General features: G+C 60.3%; 15 protein-coding genes. 2 read left to right on the top strand and 13 right to left on the bottom strand.

Going from position 1 to position 17,425, the window contains the following annotated elements; genetic code table 11:
- Positions 1-21 precede the first annotated feature (21 nt).
- The 4 genes from AC3EMP_RS19590 to AC3EMP_RS19605 are packed head-to-tail and all read right to left on the bottom strand — an operon-like array spanning position 22 to position 5,536.
- Positions 22-1,713, bottom strand: a complete 1,692-nt coding sequence (locus AC3EMP_RS19590) for a hydantoinase B/oxoprolinase family protein (protein ID WP_352712477.1) — start codon at positions 1,711-1,713, stop codon at positions 22-24.
- Positions 1,713-3,788 carry a hydantoinase/oxoprolinase family protein gene (locus AC3EMP_RS19595; RefSeq protein WP_352712475.1) on the bottom strand — a complete coding sequence of 692 codons (2,076 nt, stop codon included), beginning with the start codon at positions 3,786-3,788 and terminating at the stop codon, positions 1,713-1,715. The genes AC3EMP_RS19590 and AC3EMP_RS19595 overlap by 1 nt, the downstream gene beginning before the upstream one ends.
- A 7-nt stretch (positions 3,789-3,795) precedes the next feature.
- Positions 3,796-3,981, bottom strand: a complete 186-nt coding sequence (locus AC3EMP_RS19600) for a 4-oxalocrotonate tautomerase (RefSeq protein ID WP_023775024.1) — start codon at positions 3,979-3,981, stop codon at positions 3,796-3,798.
- Between the two features lie 22 nt (positions 3,982-4,003).
- Entirely contained in the window at positions 4,004-5,536 is a 1,533-nt protein-coding gene (locus AC3EMP_RS19605) for a UxaA family hydrolase (protein ID WP_352712473.1), read from the bottom strand.
- Positions 5,537-5,760: 224 nt separating this feature from the next.
- Here AC3EMP_RS19605 and AC3EMP_RS19610 point away from each other — a divergent pair, with 224 nt between their 5' ends.
- On the top strand, positions 5,761-6,462 hold the full coding sequence (locus AC3EMP_RS19610) for a GntR family transcriptional regulator (protein ID WP_023775022.1): 702 nt from the start codon (positions 5,761-5,763) through the stop codon (positions 6,460-6,462).
- Positions 6,463-6,491: 29 nt separating this feature from the next.
- Here the strand turns inward: AC3EMP_RS19610 and AC3EMP_RS19615 are convergent, their stop codons facing one another.
- The 5 genes from AC3EMP_RS19615 to AC3EMP_RS19635 form a co-directional block, all read right to left on the bottom strand.
- A complete protein-coding gene (locus tag AC3EMP_RS19615) occupies positions 6,492-7,535 on the bottom strand; it encodes a hypothetical protein (protein WP_352712472.1) in 1,044 nt (347 codons plus the stop codon).
- A gap of 90 nt (positions 7,536-7,625) precedes the next feature.
- Positions 7,626-9,095: an aldehyde dehydrogenase gene (gene aldA / locus AC3EMP_RS19620; RefSeq protein ID WP_198030296.1), complete on the bottom strand. Its 1,470-nt coding sequence runs from the start codon at positions 9,093-9,095 to the stop codon at positions 7,626-7,628.
- A 19-nt stretch (positions 9,096-9,114) separates the two neighbouring features.
- Positions 9,115-10,422, bottom strand: a complete 1,308-nt coding sequence (locus AC3EMP_RS19625) for a TRAP transporter large permease (RefSeq protein WP_027062343.1) — start codon at positions 10,420-10,422, stop codon at positions 9,115-9,117.
- 9 nt (positions 10,423-10,431) lie between these two features.
- On the bottom strand, positions 10,432-10,869 hold the full coding sequence (locus AC3EMP_RS19630) for a TRAP transporter small permease (protein ID WP_352712471.1): 438 nt from the start codon (positions 10,867-10,869) through the stop codon (positions 10,432-10,434).
- A gap of 51 nt (positions 10,870-10,920) precedes the next feature.
- Complete coding sequence (locus AC3EMP_RS19635) at positions 10,921-11,946, bottom strand: DctP family TRAP transporter solute-binding subunit (protein ID WP_352553114.1); 1,026 nt, start codon at positions 11,944-11,946, stop codon at positions 10,921-10,923.
- Positions 11,947-12,119: 173 nt separating this feature from the next.
- Between AC3EMP_RS19635 and AC3EMP_RS19640 the strand changes: the two genes are divergently transcribed.
- A complete protein-coding gene (locus tag AC3EMP_RS19640) occupies positions 12,120-13,112 on the top strand; it encodes a dihydrodipicolinate synthase family protein (RefSeq protein WP_352712470.1) in 993 nt (330 codons plus the stop codon).
- A gap of 171 nt (positions 13,113-13,283) precedes the next feature.
- On the opposite strand, the gene AC3EMP_RS19645 is transcribed toward AC3EMP_RS19640, so the two are convergent.
- From AC3EMP_RS19645 to AC3EMP_RS19660, 4 genes are all read right to left on the bottom strand, one after another.
- Positions 13,284-14,162: a hypothetical protein gene (locus AC3EMP_RS19645; protein ID WP_352712469.1), complete on the bottom strand. Its 879-nt coding sequence runs from the start codon at positions 14,160-14,162 to the stop codon at positions 13,284-13,286.
- Between the two features lie 140 nt (positions 14,163-14,302).
- Positions 14,303-15,016 (bottom strand): hypothetical protein, encoded by a 714-nt coding sequence (locus AC3EMP_RS19650; RefSeq protein WP_352712468.1) that lies wholly within the window; start codon positions 15,014-15,016, stop codon positions 14,303-14,305.
- A 196-nt stretch (positions 15,017-15,212) separates the two neighbouring features.
- Positions 15,213-15,572, bottom strand: coding sequence for a hypothetical protein (locus AC3EMP_RS19655; protein ID WP_352712467.1), 360 nt, complete (start codon positions 15,570-15,572; stop codon positions 15,213-15,215).
- 513 nt (positions 15,573-16,085) lie between these two features.
- The gene (locus AC3EMP_RS19660) at positions 16,086-17,342 is read right to left on the bottom strand and encodes a tyrosine-type recombinase/integrase (protein ID WP_352712466.1); all 1,257 of its coding nucleotides are present in this window, start codon (positions 17,340-17,342) and stop codon (positions 16,086-16,088) included.
- Positions 17,343-17,425 lie beyond the last annotated feature (83 nt).

A 17,425-nucleotide genomic window follows, 5' to 3' on the forward strand; every position in this document is an offset into this window, starting at 1 on the left:
GCCGGCATTGTGTGTTGGACGTCAGGTTGAAGTGTCGTCGCCGTCTGCCTTTGGCTCTGCCTCAAAACGATAGTCGGCCATGGCGCGCGCAGGTGAGATCTTTCCGTTGGCCAGGTCGGTCGCGATGGAGTCTCGGCCGCGACTTGCCGGGTCGCCCCAACCACCGCCGCCAGCCTGTTCATGGCGGATCACGGTGTCCTTGCCGATCTCCAGCGTCACCTTTGCCGGCAGCACGCGCCATTCGCCGTCTTGTTTCAGCAGATTCCTTGAACTCGCCGCCGCCTGGCCGCCGAACAGCCCATAGGGCGAATGCTCGTGACGGTCGGCGCGCAATTGCAGGACCGCCGTGTCCGCCTGCAGGCGATATTGCCGCACCAGTCCTAGCCCGCCACGAAATTGCCCGGCGCCGCCGGAATCTTCTCGCAGCGCATACTCCTCCATCATCACGGGGTAGCGCGCCTCGATCGTCTCGATAGGCAAGTTCGACATGTTCTGGCTGGGATTGGTGATACCTTCGATGCCGTCCTTGTCGGACCGACCGCCCCAGGCACCGTTGATCATATCCACCAGGATAAAAGGTTTGCACTCAGGCCCGTGATAGCCGCCGATGGCGACTACTGTGTTGCCGCCTTCGCCTGCCGCCATCAGCCGCTTCGGCGCGATCTGTGCCAGAGCCCCCATCACCGTGTCGACGACGCGGTAGCCAGTCAGCGCCCGCGCCGCCACCGGAGCTGGCATGTTCGGATTGAGGATCGATCCCTCCGGCGCCGTCACGGTGATGCAGCGATAGACGCCGGCATTGTTGGGAACGTCGTGGTCGAGGGCGCAGCGTATGGTCAGATAGGTCGAGGACTTGACGAAAGAGAGCGTGGCATTGATCGCGCCCTTCACCTGTGGCGATGAGCCGGCGAAGTCGACCCACAGATGGTCGCCCTTCACCGTGATCCGACAGACGATCGGGATCGGCGCGGGCGAGAAGCCATCGCCGTCGATGTAATCGGTGAAGGCGTACTCGCCATCCGGCCAGCCGGCGATCGCCTTGCGCGTCAGTTCCTCGCCGTAGTCGATCAGCCGGTCGAAATAGGCTTCCAGTTCTTCGCCGTACCGCTCGAACAGCCGCAACATCTCGCGTTCGCCGATGTTGCACGTGGCGTATTGCGCATCGAGATCGCCGAGCACCATGGCCGGCAGCCGCACGTTCTTCTCGATGATATTGAACAACGTCCTGTTGGGCAGGCCGCGCTCATAGAGCTTCATCGGCGCGATGCGCAGGCCTTCCTGGAAAATCTCGGTCGAATCCGACGCATTCGAGCCCGGCACCCGGCCACCGACATCGCAATGATGGGCGATCACGACGGAAAATCCGAGCAATCGTTTGCTGGAAAAGATCGGCTTGAACATGAAGATGTCGGGCAGGTGCATGCCGCCGTCATAAGGATCGTTGAGCACGATCACATCGCCCCGGAACATGTCGTCGCGGAAGCGCTCGACGATCACGTCCATCGCGTCCGGGACGGCGCCCAAGTGCAGGGCGACGGTCTTTGCCTGGCTGAGGATCCGCCCTTTGGCATCGCAGAGCGTCACCGAATAATCGAGAACATCGCGCACGATCGGCGAGCGGGCGGTGCGCATCACCGCGTAGGCCATGTCGTCGACGATGGTGTCGAGCCCCGACTTGATGACCGCGAACGTGATGGGATCGATGGCGGTCATCAAGCAGCCTCCAGCGTCGCGATCAGGCTGCCGGTCGCATTTGGTTCGACCCGGATTCCGGGCGGGATAACAATAGTGGTGTCCGCGCCCTCGATGATCACCGGTCCGGAGAGCGCCGATACCACTGACGCACGTGGTACGATCGTCGTCTCGATCGCCGCGTCGCGGGTGAAGTGCACCATGCGCCTCTCCTCGCGCGCACCGACATCGGTCCGTGCGGCCTTGAGCGAGGTGAAATCGAGCGGCTCCGATATCCGCGCGTGGGCATGCAGCCGCAGCGCCACCGCTTCCACCGCGTCGTTTGGCGTGTAGCCGTAGGTGTCGCGATAGGCCGCGATGAACGCCGGCCGCAGGGAAGCTGCGTCGAACGCACCGGAGAACGGTATGGACAGCGACGCGTCCTGTCCCTCGAGGCGCAGATCGATCGCCTCGCTGAAGCCGACCGTCTCGGCCGCATAGCCCTGTCTTGTCAGCGCCACGGTAGCGGCCGCGCGCATCTCGCGCCGCAACCTTTCAACCACTTCAAACCCCAGCAGATCGAGCCTCGCTTGCGCCGACCGCAACTCGTGATGTTCGATGCTGCCGGCCAGCATGCCCATTGCCGTGAACACCCCTGGCGACGGCGGAAACACAACCCGTGTGATGCCGAGCGTTCTGGCGAGATCGCAGGCATGCACCGGACCCGAGCCACCGAAGGCAAGCAGCGTGAGGTCGCGCGGATCGAGACCCCGCTCTACCGTCACGGCACGGATGGCGCGAACCATGTTGGCGTTGGCGATCTCCCGGATCCCGCAGGCCGCCGCTGCCGCGGAGAGCCCGAGTGGGCTTCCCAGCGTCTTGTCGATCGCCATGCGCGCTGCCTCGACGTCCAGCCTCAGCGTGCCGCCAGCCAGTCGCGGCGGCAAGTAGCCAAGCACGACATTGGCATCCGTTACCGTCGGCCGTGCGCCGCCCAGCCCATAGCAGACGGGACCGGGATCGGCGCCCGCCGAAATTGGACCGACAGTGAGCAGGCCGGCGGCGTCGATCGCGGCGATGGAACCGGCGCCGTTGCCGACCTCGGCCACATCCACCGTCGGCACCCGCATCATGTAGCCGCCGGCCTTGATGAAGCGCGATGGCACCGACATTCCGGCGCGGAACTCGTATTCATGCGTGCGGCTCAGCACGCCCCGGTGGATGAGTGCCGCCGATGCCGTCGTTCCGCCCATGTCGAAGGCAACGAGATTGGGTTCGCCCAGAGCCGCGCCCAGGCGTGCGGCACCGACGGCGCCTGAAGAACGACCCGACGATATGAAGAAAACCGGCTTGCTCTGCGCAGTGGTGGACGCAGACAGGCCGCCATTGGAATTGCCGATCAACAGCGGCGCGGTGACACCCGCCGACCGCAATTTATGCTCGAGACGCTCCAGATACCCCTTAAGCGGCGGCAGCACGTAGGCATTCACAGCCACCGTCGAGGTACGTTCGTATTCGCCCGCTTCGGGCAGCACGTCGACGGAGGCCGTCACCGCGATCTCGGCGAAAGCCTGCGAGAAGATTTGCGCGGCGCTGCGTTCATTCTCTGGGTTCTTGTAGGAATTGAGGAAGCAGATGGCGACGGACTGGATGCTTTCGTCACGAAAGAAGGCGCCCGCCCTGAGCACGTCCTCGGCGACGACCGGTGTTTGGATGGTGCCGTCCGCCAGCGTCCTCTCGGCCACTTCCAGCCGGTATCGCCTGGCAACCAGCGGTTCCGGCTTGTCCCAGGTCAGGTCGAACATGCCGGGCGTGCGCAGCCGGCCGATCTCCAGCACGTCGCGAAACCCCTTGGTCGTGATCAGTCCCGTGCGGGCGCCAAGTTTCTGCAGCAGTGTGTTCGAACCGACCGTTGTCCCGTGCAAAATCTCAGTGAGGGCGGCGGCAGGGATGTCGGCGGCAGCCAGCACTTCGGCCATGCCCGATATAACGGCGTCCTCGGGTGCCGCCGGCGTTGAGCTAACCTTGGCCGAGAAGGTGAGGCCGTCATTTCTGAGCAGCACCAGATCGGTGAACGTGCCACCGATATCGACGCTGAGCCGTGCCGACTGCATCATTGGCACGCTATTTGTCGGACGCGAGCTTGCCGCCCACCGCCCAATCGTGCTTCTCGACATCCTCGAAAATGATGTCGATCACGTCAGGTCCGCATTTGAGGATGCTCGCCGCTTCGCGCGTCACGACCTCGACGAATTCGCGTTTCTGATCGATGCTGCGTCCCTTGAGCAGCCTAACGCTGATTGTCGGCATGATGTCCCTCCGAATTCCTGGCCTATAGCCACGCGTTGACATGCCATGGCGCGAACTCGTCGTCGCCGTAGCCGAGCAGTTCGCTCTTGGTGGCTTTGCCCGAGGCGGTGGCGATCATCTCGCGAAAGATCGCTTCGCCCATCTCGTCGATCGACCTGTCGCCATCGAGGATCGATCCGCAATTGATGTCCATGTCCTCTTCCATGCGGGCATACATTTCGGAGTTGGTCGCGAGCTTGATCGAGGGTGCCGGCCGGCAGCCGAAGCAGGAGCCGCGCCCGGTGGTGAATGCGATCAAATTGGCGCCGCACGCGACCTGACCGGTCGCCGACATCGGATCGAAACCGGGCGAGTCCATGAACACCAGGCCGCGCTTGTCTATTGGACGTCCATAACCGTAGACCTCGACGAGGTTGCTGGTGCCGCCCTTGGCCACCGCGCCCAGCGATTTCTCGAGGATGGTGGTCAATCCGCCTGCCTTGTTGCCTGGCGAAGGGTTATTGTCGAAACCTTGCGGTTCGCGGCTGGTGTAGTCGTCCCACCATTCGAGCAGCCCGATCAGCCGCTCGCCGACTTCCTTGGTCACGGCGCGTTCGAGCAAGAGGTTTTCAGCACCGTAAATTTCCGGTGTCTCCGCCAGGATCGCCGTACCGCCGCAGGCAACGAGACGGTCCACCGCGGCACCGAGTGCGGGATTGGCGGAAATTCCCGAAAAGCTGTCGGAGCCACCACATTGCAACCCGACCATGATCTCGCTCGCAGGGACCCTCTGTCGTTGCTTCTTTGCCGCCTTTTCCAGCATGGCTTCGACCATCTCGATGCCGCGCGAAATGCTCGAACGGGTTCCGCCGGTCTCCTGCATCACCAGCTTGGCCAGGTCGTCACCGAGCTCGAGTTGCTCTTCGTCGATCAACTGGTCGATCTGATTGTCCTCGCAGCCAAGCCCGACAAGCAGCGCGCCAGAAACATTCGGGTGCCGCGCGTAGCCCGCGAGCGTCCGCCGAAGCATCTTCATCGACATAGAGCCATCGGCGACGCTGCAACCTGACTTGTGGGTCAACGCGACCACCCCGTCGACGCCCGGGTAGGGCAGCAACCGCCTCGGATCACGGAAATGATCGGCGATCATGCGCGCGACCAGCGCCGAGCAATTCACCGAGGTCAGGACGCCGACATAGTTGCGTGTTCCAACCTTGCCATCCGCGCGAAGATAGCCGTCGAAGGTCGGGATATCCGATGGCAACCGCACTGGCGCATTGGATAGCCGTGTGCCGATCGCACGCCCTGCCATCGATGCCTCGAAACCCATATTGTGAAGGTGGACATGCGCTCCAGCGGGGATAGCGGCCGTCGCCAGACCGATCGGCTGGCCGAGGCGGTGGATCACCTCTCCCTGTTCCAGCGGTCGCAACGCTACCTTATGGCCGAAGGGGATAGCGGTGGTTGCAAGCGGGCCAAACGGCACCAGGGTCTCGCCGGCATGGATGTCGCGAAGCGCCACGGCCACCTCGTCGTCGGGCTTCAGCTGTAGAACCACGCTTTTCACTTCGGCCATTGCCCACTCCTAGGAAAGCAATCAAACATAGTTTTGCCTGATTGTCAGCAATCAGCAAACATAAATCTGTGTGCCACCTTCAGGGCTCTCTCGTCCCCAGCGGCTTTGGGTGCCAAACAGCATTTCCTCAGTGGCGATGAGCTATCGTTAATTGTCAGCAATGCCGGTTGCGTGGGCCAAGGCGCCGGAATATGTAGTTGGCACCGTTGGCCATGAGTCGATTGATGACGAAGCTTACAAGTCTCAAGTCTGAAAAGCGTCTGCTCGACCGCAGGGCCGCCGACCAGATACGCTCGCATATACTCGAAGGCGTGCTGCCGGCCGGCGAACGGCTGCTTGAGACCCAACTGTCCGAGGAACTTGAAGTCAGCCGCGGCACAGTGCGTTCGGCACTGGCGCAACTGGCCAATGAAGGTCTTGTCCAGCAGGTGGCCTTCACCCGCTGGGAAGTTTCGGGCACCTCTACCGTCGATGCCTGGGAAATCTACACGCTGCGCGGCGCGCTGGAAGGGTTGGGCGCGCGCCTTGCCGCGGCCAACGTTAGCGAAACAGATGGAATGCGCCTGCGTGCCATTGCCGACGACCTGCTGCACGCCATTCGCGAGGGCCGCTTCCAGGATGCCACAGGGATCGATTTCGACCTGCACGGGGCGATTATAGAGCTAGCCAGGCATGAGCGCCTGGCCGAACAACACCGCTTCATCGTCCAGCAGGTCCGCTTCCACATGGTGCAATCGGGCTTTCTGCCCAACGACTATGAAGAGCTGATTGCCGAGCACAAGGCGTTGATCGAGGCGGTGATCGCCGGCGATGCGGACCGGGCCGAGAAGCTGGCGCGCAATCATAACGATGCCGAAGTCAAGCTGCTGGCGAAACTGTTAAAGCAAGGCGGCAGCGCCAAGCCCATCCGGGAAAAGGCGTCCTGAGGGCGCCACCTGCAATATGACAAGGCCGGCTATCCAGGCGTTTGGAGCGCGGCGCGCAGATTGTCGCTGAGGATAATCTTTTCGCCTTTGAAACCGCCCAAAGCGGTGCGCATCAACGCCAGGTCGATCTCGGCGCTGTGTTCGCGCGAGTAGCCGTCAAACGCCGTGGCATCGCCGGGATAGCGTCCGTGCGGGTGCTGGTAGAGGTCCATTCCGGCTATCACGATCCGTTCGGCTCCAACTGCCGCGGCCACGGCAATCATCAGCGCACCGTTGGTCGGGATCATTGGTCCGGAAAGATCTGCGAGCGTCGGATCGAAGGCATCAAGAAAAATATAGCCAGCCGAAGGAGGACGCATCGCCCTCGTATGGCGCATCAGGATTGGCCGGCCGATCGCAGCGGTCGGAAAGGTGATGATCGGCCGCCGTCCAGAACCGGGAAGGTCGGGATCGGCGGTGAAGACGACAGCGGGCTCCGTCATCCAGCCGCGCCCGCGCCAGTTCCAGTTGACGCGAAACAGCGCGGCATCGCGATGGTCCGAAAGTCTCGGATCCTCGGATGATGGACCGTTGCCAAGACAGACTATCGTTCGTGGATTGCCGAGCCGCGTCTTGAGGTCGGCCAGCGAAGCGATACTACTTCCACCCAGCAGGTCGATCAGGAATGTGCTGGTGGAAACCGGACGAGCCGGCAAGTCGCGGGGCGGCAGCATTGTCGCGACCGTCCCGGCTGTCATGGGGTCGTTGCTGTCGAGGACGCCGGCCTTCCCAAATTCCGCGTTCAGTCTCGCCGGACCGATGACCAGGATCGCTTCCAGACGACGCCGCCAAAGCCCGGCGCCCGCTGGATAGGGCAAGGGCAGCACCAGTTCATGAGGATATCGCCGGCGCAGTTCCGAGAGGTCTTCGGCCGCCGCTGCCAGCACAAGCCGATAGCCGGGTCGCTGCCGGAGCGCTGCATCGACCGTCTCATAGACCCGGCCGATCTCGTCCGGCGTGCCTGCCAGCACCACTGTCGCGCGGCCTTGCGGCAAAAGCAGCCCGAAGCGCTGTAGTTGATCGGCAAAACTCATCGCACCGCCCGTGCCATTGCGGCCAGCCTTACGGTCCCGGCGGCGAAGGCGCAATGCCTTGCCTATTGGATCGCGCCCCGACGAAACGACTCAAGCGTAATTGACGTAGATAGTCTTCTTCTGGAAATAGGCGTCCAGCCCGTACTTGCCGTCCTCGCCTCCGATGCCGCTGTCGCGGATGCCGGCGTGGTGGGCATGCACGGCGTCGCCGCCGGGCCGATTGACATAGATCTCGCCGAACTTCAGCTCTCGCACCAGCCGCATCACCCGGCGCATATCCTTGGTGAAGACGTAGGCCGACAGGCCGTAGTTCGATTCATTGGCAAGCCGCAGCCCTTCATCGAAATCACCGACCGTCATCACCGGAACGACAGGGCCGAAGACCTCGTCCTGCATGATGCGCATCTGATTGTCGGTGACGGTCATCACGGTTGGCTCGTACCAGTGTCCGCGCGCGAATTCGCCCTCTGTCAGGCGCCGCCCGCCGGTCAGCACTTCAGCACCGGTGGAGCGTGCCATCTCGACCATGCGCTCGACCTTGTCGAGTTCCATGCCGCTGAATTTCGGCCCGACATCTACCAATGTGGTGGGATCGCCGACCTTTAGTGCCTTCACCGCGCGGGTGAACTTCTCCAGGAATTCGTCGGCGACGCGCCTATGCACATACATGCGCTCGTTGCAGATGCAGATCTGGCCGCAATTCTCGAAGCGCGACAGCACGGCCGCGCGAACGGCTGCTCCGATGTCGGCATCCTCGGCGACGACGAAGGGCGCCTTGCCACCGAGCTCAAGCCGCAGCAATTTGAGATCTTCAGCAGCGGCACGGAAGATCTCCTTGCCGGCGCGCACACTGCCGGTGAGCGTGATGAGACGTGGGATAGGATGGCGCACCAGGGCCGCACCGATGCCTTCGCCGGTGCCGCTGACGACATTGATCACGCCAGGCGGGAAGTCGAGCTGCGAGGAGAGCTGCGCGATCTCCAGCGCCGAGATCGGCGTGCCCTCATGCGACTTGATGACGATGGTGTTTCCGGCGAGCAGCGCCGGACCCATCTTGCGGCACATCAGCGCCGCCGGATAGTTCCAGGCCGTCAGGCCGATGACGACTCCATGGGCGACACGCTGGATCCAGATCTGCTCGTCCGGCACATCGGACGGAATGATGTCGCCGGTGATGCGGCGTGCTTCCTCGGCGGCGTAGGTGAGATAGAGCGCCGCCCCCTCGATTTCGCCGCGCGCCTCGTGGATCGGCTTGCCTTGTTCGGCAACGACGATGCGCGCCAGCCGTTCGCGGTTTTCGAGGATCAGCCGCGCCAGATCCTTTAGCAATTGCCCACGCGCCGCCGGCGGTAGGGCTTCCCAACCAGGCTGGGCGGCGCGAGCGGCCACCAGCGCCCGGTCGGCATCGTCCGCGCCGCCTTTCGGCACCGAGGCGATCACCGCCTGCGTTGCCGGGTTTTCGACCTCGATCCATTCCTTGATGGTGGAATCGACCCATTCGCCATTGATGTAGTGGCGGTAGCGATCGGTGCCTTTGACCAGTTCCTTCATAGCGGGCATGTCATGTCCTCGGGGTAATTCAGTGGAATGTTCCTACCGGCACGTAGCCCGCCATCTCCGGCAGCCAGAGCGTAATCTGGGGCACGAAGACGAGGACGAAGAGCGCTAGGATCAAGATGAAAAGCAGCAACCAGACTTCGCCAAGAATGGTCGCGACCTTTATGCCGGTAATGCCTGATATGAGGAAAACCAACTGTCCCATCGGCGGTGTAATTAGCCCGATCATCATATTCACCGTGGAGACGACGCCGAAATAGACGGGATCGATGCCAAGTTCCCGCACGGTCGGCATCAGGATCGGGATGACGATCAGCAGCATCAGCAAGGTGTCGAGCAGTGCACCGAGGATCAGGAACAAAACCGTCACCAGCAGCATGAACATCAGCGGGCTGAGGTCCAGCGAGGCAATCCAGCTTCCGAGCTGATCCGGTATCTGCTCTGCCGCGACGACGTAGTTCATCAGCACGGCACCGGCGATGGTGATCGCCACGATAGCGGTCGAGCGCGACGATTCCATCAACACATTGAACAGGACCTTTGGCGACAGTGTCCGATACCAGAACAGCGCGAGCAACAGTGCGCAGAAAGCCGCCACCGCCGCGGCTTCGGTCGGAGTGACCGCGCCCGAGTAGATGCCGCCGAGCAGGATGACGGGCAACACCAGGGTCGGTGCCGCGTCGCGTGTCACGGCAATCGCTTCTTGCCGGGTTGGCTTCGGCTGTGTCGGAAAATTCTGCAGCCGCGCCTGCACTGCCACCACCGCCATCATGACCAGCGCCAGAAAGATGCCGGGGCCGACACCCCCCATGAAAAGATAGCCGATCGACGTGTTGGAAACGACGCCGTAGAGCACCATCGGGATGGAGGGTGGAATGATCGGTCCCAGGATCGAGGATGCCGACGTCAGCGCCGCCGCAAAACCGGGGCGGTAGCCGGCCTTGATCATCATGTCGATGGAGATCTTGCCGGGACCTGCCGCGTCCGCCAGCGCGCTGCCGCTCATGCCGGCAAAGATCACGCTGGCGACGATGTTGACATGGGCGAGCCCGCCCCGAAACCGGCCGACGAGGAGGTTGGCGAAGCCGAACATCTTGTCGGTCATCTTACCGGCATTCATCAACTCGGCGGCAAAGATGAACAATGGCACCGCTAGCATGACGAAGTTGCCGTAGATCCCATTGAGGCTCTGGCTGGCGACCAGGCCCATGTCGCGGCCGGTGATGACGAAGTACACGATGCCGGAGGCCAGCATGGCGTGGCCGAGCGGCATGCCGGCGAACATCCAGACGAAGAATAGAACGAACATCACCTCGACGGCGAAGGACATGAAAAATTCCTAGATATGCTGTTCCCAACCGGGTCGTAACAATTGCCAGAGGCGCCGAAGTGCGCTGACGACTACGGCGACGAGGAAGATCAGGAAACTTCCGAACACGAACTGCATGGGAAGATGCAGCAAGGTCGAGTGACGATTGCGAAGGAACAGGATGTAGTCGAAAGTGCCGGGCAGGGCGGCAAGGAACACCACCGCCAGGGAAAGCGTCACGAAGATCGCCAGGGCTCGTCGCGACCGGGGTGGAAACAGGCCGTAGATAACGTCGAAGACGATGTGCTGCCGCTCCTTGATCAGTATGTCGCTCGTCCAGAACACGATCCACACATAGGCGACCACGCAAAGCTCGTTCGTCCACGATATCGGCGCGTTGAAGACGTAGCGGGCGACGATGCCGATGACGAAGCCGGCGAACATCACGGCAAAAGCCACGACGCTCACCGACTCCGCCAGTCGCTTCCAAACGATGGCCAAGGACGGCATCAACCGAGCTTAGGCAGCGCCGATACGATCAAGCATGCCCTTGGGCCAGGTCTTCGAAAAGTCCGAATTGACGAAAGCATCGAGCACATGTTTTTGGAAAGCCGCGACGTCGGGGGTCGTCACCCTGTTGCCGTGTGCCTCAAGGAACGCCTTGCCATCGTTTTCAGTGGCGATCACGCCGTCGTCATTGACCTTCTTGGCCACTTCCTCGGCCGCGAGGATCGCCTTCTTCTCATCGTCACTGAGCCCGTCCCAGAACGCGGTCGGCATTGTGAAGAAGACATTCGCAACCTGGTGGCCGGTCAGCACGACCTGTTTCGACACCTCGTAGAACTTTGAAGCGATGGCGTCCGGCAGCGGGTTTTCGAGGCCGTCGATCGTGCCGGTTTGCATGGCAAGATAGACTTCCTCGAAGGCCAGCGGCGTGGCGCTGGCGCCAAGCGCGTTGCCGAGGAATTGCCAGGCAGCCGAACCCGGCATGCGCAGCTTCACGCCCTTGAGATCCGCCGGCACATTGACGGTGCGGGCTGTCCGCAGGATGACATGCCGCGTGCCGAGATACTGGCTCCTAAGGATCTGCAATTTCAGATCGCTCGCCACCTTGTCCTTGAATTCCTTGCCGATGTCGCCGCCGTACACCGCATCCAGGTGTTTGGCATCGCGGAACAGATAGCCGGTGGTGAAGATCGAGAATTCCGGGACCAGTTCCGAAATATCCGAAGGCGAGGTGAGAGCGATTTCGAGATTGCCGCGCTGCATCGCCTCGATTTCCGTGCCCTGCGCGAACAGCGTGCCGTTGTAGTGCAACTGTACGTCGAAAGCACCCGGCATCGACTTGTCGAGTTCCGCCTTGAACGCTTGCAGCGCCTTGGATTGCCATTCTGTGTCCGGACCGGGCGTCGAGGCACGGATGACCTTGCCTGCCGCGAAAGCGAGCCGCGAGACGAAGGGCGCCGCCAGGACGCCCAAGGCGCCGGCAACTACCGTGCGGCGGCCAACGGCACGATTAAGAAATGAAGACTCCTGTTTGCTCATGCTCTTCCCCTCTGCGTCGCTGTTGGGGCGCCTTCGATGGCGCGCGACCTGACGAACGGATGGTTTCACCACAGCTACAAATCGTCAAGCTGAATGTTGACAATAGGCAATCAATCATCATTTGTTGGAGCCGGAGGGCACAAACTGCTCTCAAACAGACGAGCGAGCCCACTATGAAGATCCAGACGCCAGCCCTGCCGAGGATCGATTGCTTCATGGTCGCGGCGGCGACACCGCTGACGACCGACCTGCACCCCGACATCAAACTGCTCGTCCGTCACATCGAGATGCTGTTCGGTGCCGGTTGCGACGGCATCGCGCTCTTTGGCACGACGGGCGAGGGCACCGAGTTCTCGGTGGAGGACAGGACAGAAGCACTCGATGGCGTCATTGCCGCCGGTATCGCGCCAGGTCGGCTCATCGTCTCGGTCGGCGCACTGTCGATCCCGGATATTGCACGGCTGGCTCATCATGCGCTGGACCGTGGCGTTGACAGCCTGCTGCTGATGCCGCCTTGCGTCTATCGCGGCGGCATCACCGAGGACGGCACCTTCCGCTTCTACGCGACTGTCATCGACCGTATCTCGCGTGTCGATCTGAAACTGTGCCTCTATCATTTCCCGGATATTTGCGGCGTCCCACTGACGCCGCGCGTCATCCGGCGGCTGGACGAGGCCTATCCGGGGATCATCAGTGGCGTGAAGGACAGCGGCGGGGACCTGGATTTCACCGAGGCCTTGATCGGCCGCTTCTCGCACTTGTCCATCTACACGGGCTCTGAGACCCATCTACCGCAAACGCTCGCGGCGGGCGCGCGCGGCACCATATGCGGCCTCGGCAACGCCATGCCGCGTCTGATGCGGGCGATGTTCGACGCGCCGACCGCCTTCGATCGCCGCAAGCTCGTGCCGGCCTTGTTGGGCGGCGACTCCATCCTTTCGAGGAAACCGTTCCCGGCCTCGGTGAAGGCGGTGCTCGCGTCGGCCAGTGGCGAGCCGGGTTGGAAGCGGGTTCTACCGCCGATGTCGGAAATAGCCATGCCCGAAAGAGACTGGTTGCTGCGGGATTTCTTCAGTTGGGAGCAGAACCTGCCGCCGGCTTGGCGGACCTTTCAGCCTAGCGAACAGGAAGACCGCTCGCAAGTTGTCAAGATGAAGCGCGCCTGAGCTGTTCTTCTTGCTGCCGCTGGCAGCCGCGTCGGTACATGTGATGCAGAAAGCCGACGCGCCCTAGCAATTGGCGAGCTAACCGGACCGAGGAGAAGGCGCCAACACCGATCAGCGATGACGATCGTGGGGACCGGCGATTTAGCCTCGCCGAGGGAGGTAACGTCAAAGTTACTTAAACAGCCGGTCGAGCCGCAGCGCGGTTTCCCTGTCTTGCTTCTCCAGCGTGCGTCGGGCGGCCTTCTCAGCCCGTTCCAGAAGCGCTGCACCCTTCCCGCCGGCGAAAGCTAGGTCCGGAATCGTTCGGGCTCCCATGACACCAACCATCCGGACGGCATTGCCGGGTCGGATCTCGCGCTTTTTCTGCCTGAACCGTCCGGTAGCTACCGTGAAGATCTCCCCCGTCTCCCCATCAACATCCAATGTCTTCATCGGGTACACGTTGTGCTCCGAGCAGGGGGCCTTGAGAGCGTACCATACCCGCCCAAGGATCTCGTCGGCCGTGAACGTCGCAACGTGCCCTGCCGGTACGCCCGGAAGGAGGGAGGGGCACCGCTTGGTCACCCTGTCCACGCGTTCTTTAACGGCTTCGCTTTCGACCCCCCAGAGGATGGCGTGGATGTGCCAAGAGACCACTATCTCCCGGGCGATGCCGGCCTTCGCAAGGTTCGGGTAGACCGCAGCCTCTACACAGGCGATGAAGTGACATTTCCCGAGGTGACGCCTGGCCCACTTGATGATGCGCGCGACATCCATGGCCGAGGCTTGCGAGATGGGGACAGCGAACCTTGCTGGCGCCAGGGTGACGAAATGATACGCAGCTTTCTTGCTCTTGTTGTTGACTGTGCGCTTGAAGGTCCTTTGCATGGATTTGGCGAAGGCGATACGGGACCTTTTGTTGATGGCGTATAACTGTTTGGCCGCCCTTTCGAGCATCGCGTCGCGCAAGTCGATGTTTAGAAGCTCCTCGCCTCGCGGGGTGAGAAGTTTTTTGGTGATGGCCTCATCGATTTTATCATGTGTTTTAATGAAAACGCGCTTGGTTAGCATCGGTTCTCGTCTCATTGCAGGTACCTTACAAAAAAATAATAGCTATATGAACATATAACTAAATATCTATAGTTATTGTGACACATATAGCTATTATTACGTGAATTATTCATGTTATGTAATTAGTGTATTACAATAACTTATGTCGCTTTGATGTCGTAAATACCAATTTCGATCGCGCCGCTTTTTGCTTTTTTCACCTTAGCCGACAACCTAAATTTTGTGCCTGGGGTCATTGCCGCGATTTTCTTCGCCATCTTCTGGTTCTTCAGGTCAAACCGGCAGTGCGGAGTCTTTGCTGATTTCGGCGCTCCCTTTTTTCCATTTTTCAACGTCGCGCCAGCCTCTGCTAAGCGCTTTAAGCCGCCGTCATTGATGATGGACGCAACTTTTCGCAGGGAGGCATTGCGGGCGAAAAACGGCTCCAGAAGCCGGTAGAGGCGGCTGGCCCGTCTAGTTGCCCGTTTGCTGCCAAATCCAACAGCGATCCTTGCGGCGGCGCGCAGTGCGTCTTCTGGGTGACTTGCACGTGGTGCGAGTCGCTTCCAGTCTTGCCACTCGGGGTGCCGACAAAACTCAACCCATGACGATTTGTCCTCGACGAGGAATCGTGAGGCCGCGTAAACGGCAACCGTCGATCCCCTGACGTGGTCATGATATGCAAGCGAGAGTGGGTTGAACTCTGACCGAATCTTGACCAGCACATTTGCGACGCCGTCCTGTTTTCGCAAACGCTTGCCGAGCTTTTGGATGCCGTCATCGCGAGCATTTTTTGAGGTCCGCAAGATGGACCTTGCGAAGTTTGTTTCCGCGTTGATCGGCGCGAGACGGATTACCTTCTGACGTGATTTCACGGCAGTTTCCTTTCGTTAATGTTGGTGACTGTTGGACAAAAGTTGGAGATCGCCGAACGAGCGAATGTCGTTCGATGTGATCATTTACGACGGGTCGAATTGCTGTCGGACTGAGCTATCGCTGAAGCGAATTGCGCCTTGCAGTGCGGACGCGTGTGTGCAGCTCAGTGACCGACATTACCTGATGTGATGCTGATCAATTTGCGTCCGAAGAGTCTGATGTCGATAAACGCGTTGCGGCGTTCTCGAATGCGATCACATCGCTCATGCGATATCTCACTGATGAGCTGATTTTCAGAAATGGAATTCCATTTCCGGCGACGCGTTTGTTCTGTAGCGTCCTCGTTGAAACGCCCCAGCGAACTGCTAGTGTTTTCTCGTCAATCAGGCGATCGGACAACGCATTTTCAGCTGCGTCGATTTCAGCTTTTTTAAATTGAGGTTGCTGCACAACGTGTACTCCTTTGTTCGAGTGCACACGTCCTTTACGGCGGCGAAAATCGTCGAAATCACGCGCAGAAATTCGGCGCGCATAAATGCACATGACGCGGGTCATTGCGGAATCGCGTGCATCAAATTTGGATTTCAGTTTTCATTGTTTGCTAAATTCCGCGCGCTTCGAAGTGCGCGCGATTGATTTTCGATCCGTTGAAAACGGCCGTCTTTACGGCGGCGAAAAATGGTCGACGTCACGCGAAGAAGTTCGCGCGCGGATAAACGCAGGCGATTCCAGTTGTTGCGGAATCGCGCGCTCCAAATTTTCGTTATCCGCTAAACTCCGCGCGCGGGTTCACATTGTGCGATTCATTTCATGGAGGCGGAAACGGCGGTCTTTACGGCGGCGAAAATCGTCGCGCGGAAATTCGCGCCCATCATCTGCGAGAGGTGCGTCAGCACGCAATTGCTCGCAATCTCTCGATGCGAAATTTTGTTGATGACATATTATGCACCGCTTCAAAATTCGTGCAGCGCATTTCCGATCATGCGACAAACAGCGGTCTTTACGAGCGAAAAATCGAATCCTGTGAATTGTCCAAAAACGCGTTTCCGCACGTGCGCACAAACCGCGTCAGCGCTTAATTTCAATTTTCATTTTTTCGGAAATTTCCGTTGCAACGGCTTCTGCAGCCGATGCTAGCGCTGCGTCTGGTCGATGGATGTATCGAGAAGTTACCCCTCGACCTTTGTGACCCAACAATCCGGCAATCGTCGAATCGGAATAGCCCAATCCTGACGCGACCGAAGCGAATGTGTGACGGAGGACATGGCATGTCACCCCCGTCAGCCCTGCAGACGCGAAGAAGCGCGGGGCTTCCTTGTTCAATCCCTGGTAGTTTGAAATGCCCTTGGCGCCAGGGAATACAAACGGGGACGATTCAATGACCGCTTGCTTGCAAATTAAGTCCGACGCCTGACTTCCGATGGCGCGCAAGCTGTATCCTGATTTCGTGTCAGAGAGACGGAGGCAGTGCTGGTCGCGGTCGAACTCGGACCAAACGAGTTTGGTAATCTCGCTTGATCGGCAGCCTGTCACGCAGAGAAGCTCGATGATCGCCAGGGCATAGGGATGAAAGGCTTTGTCGGTCTGGTCTTTACCTTTGCGGAGCATGGCTCCCAACGCTGCCAACTCATCATAGCTAAGAAAGCGCTGTTTTGCCTCGCTTCGAAACCGTCGGACGCCATGAACTGGGTTTTTGTCAACGATGGCTTCGTCGACGGCCCAGGTCATTATTCCTGACAACAGGTCAGCCACACGGGCTGCGGCGGCTGCGCCTCCGGTAACCCGTGCGCGACCTCTTGCTTTTGTTTTGACGTCGGTTGCCGACTTGCCCAGGGTTACGTCTTGGATAAGGCGCTTAACGACCTTGGCATCGACCTCCGTGACCGCCGTAGTGCCGATCAGCGGCTTGATGTGTCGCTCGATGCGGCCAATATCGATTTGCAGCGTAGAGCCCTTCTTGGGTCTGTTAAACCTTGTCAGAATGGCTCCCGCGGTTGCCACTTCCATATAGCGGTCGCAAAGATCAGAAACCGAGAGTACCGGCGTCTCGTCTTTGGCATTGCGTTTGGTTTGACCAGGATCGATTCCCGACGCGACCAGGCCAAAGAACCTTTTGGCTTCAAGACGCGCCTGGTCGACGGTCCAGGGGGATCCAAACCGTCCGATCGTGTACCAGCGCTGGCGGCTGTTGATCGAGTACTTGATCACGAATACCGCATCGCGGCGCTGCTTACGAACGCCGAAACCGACAACGCTTCCCCTACCCGAATCCCAAAGGACTGAGTTTGCGGCGATTGTGTCTACGTCCGTCTTCGTGATCGCCATGAGCGTCCCTAGCTACAAACTAGCTACTAGTATCTCGGTAAACAGCGGGGGCCACAAGGTAGCGCAGCATTAAAATATCAAGT

This window comes from Mesorhizobium sp. P160219, assembly GCF_057786095.1.

Coding starts and splice junctions, on each gene's coding strand:
- AC3EMP_RS19660 (WP_352712466.1), bottom strand. CDS start 17,342: ATGGCGATCACGAAGACGGACGTAGACACAATCGCCGCAAACTCAGTC.
- AC3EMP_RS19600 (WP_023775024.1), bottom strand. CDS start 3,981: ATGCCGACAATCAGCGTTAGGCTGCTCAAGGGACGCAGCATCGATCAG.
- AC3EMP_RS19645 (WP_352712469.1), bottom strand. CDS start 14,162: ATGCTAACCAAGCGCGTTTTCATTAAAACACATGATAAAATCGATGAG.
- AC3EMP_RS19625 (WP_027062343.1), bottom strand. CDS start 10,422: ATGTCCTTCGCCGTCGAGGTGATGTTCGTTCTATTCTTCGTCTGGATG.
- AC3EMP_RS19655 (WP_352712467.1), bottom strand. CDS start 15,572: ATGACCCGCGTCATGTGCATTTATGCGCGCCGAATTTCTGCGCGTGAT.
- AC3EMP_RS19615 (WP_352712472.1), bottom strand. CDS start 7,535: ATGAGTTTTGCCGATCAACTACAGCGCTTCGGGCTGCTTTTGCCGCAA.
- AC3EMP_RS19610 (WP_023775022.1), top strand. CDS start 5,761: ATGACGAAGCTTACAAGTCTCAAGTCTGAAAAGCGTCTGCTCGACCGC.
- AC3EMP_RS19605 (WP_352712473.1), bottom strand. CDS start 5,536: ATGGCCGAAGTGAAAAGCGTGGTTCTACAGCTGAAGCCCGACGACGAG.
- aldA (WP_198030296.1), bottom strand. CDS start 9,095: ATGCCCGCTATGAAGGAACTGGTCAAAGGCACCGATCGCTACCGCCAC.
- AC3EMP_RS19640 (WP_352712470.1), top strand. CDS start 12,120: ATGAAGATCCAGACGCCAGCCCTGCCGAGGATCGATTGCTTCATGGTC.
- AC3EMP_RS19590 (WP_352712477.1), bottom strand. CDS start 1,713: ATGACCGCCATCGATCCCATCACGTTCGCGGTCATCAAGTCGGGGCTC.
- AC3EMP_RS19595 (WP_352712475.1), bottom strand. CDS start 3,788: ATGATGCAGTCGGCACGGCTCAGCGTCGATATCGGTGGCACGTTCACC.
- AC3EMP_RS19635 (WP_352553114.1), bottom strand. CDS start 11,946: ATGAGCAAACAGGAGTCTTCATTTCTTAATCGTGCCGTTGGCCGCCGC.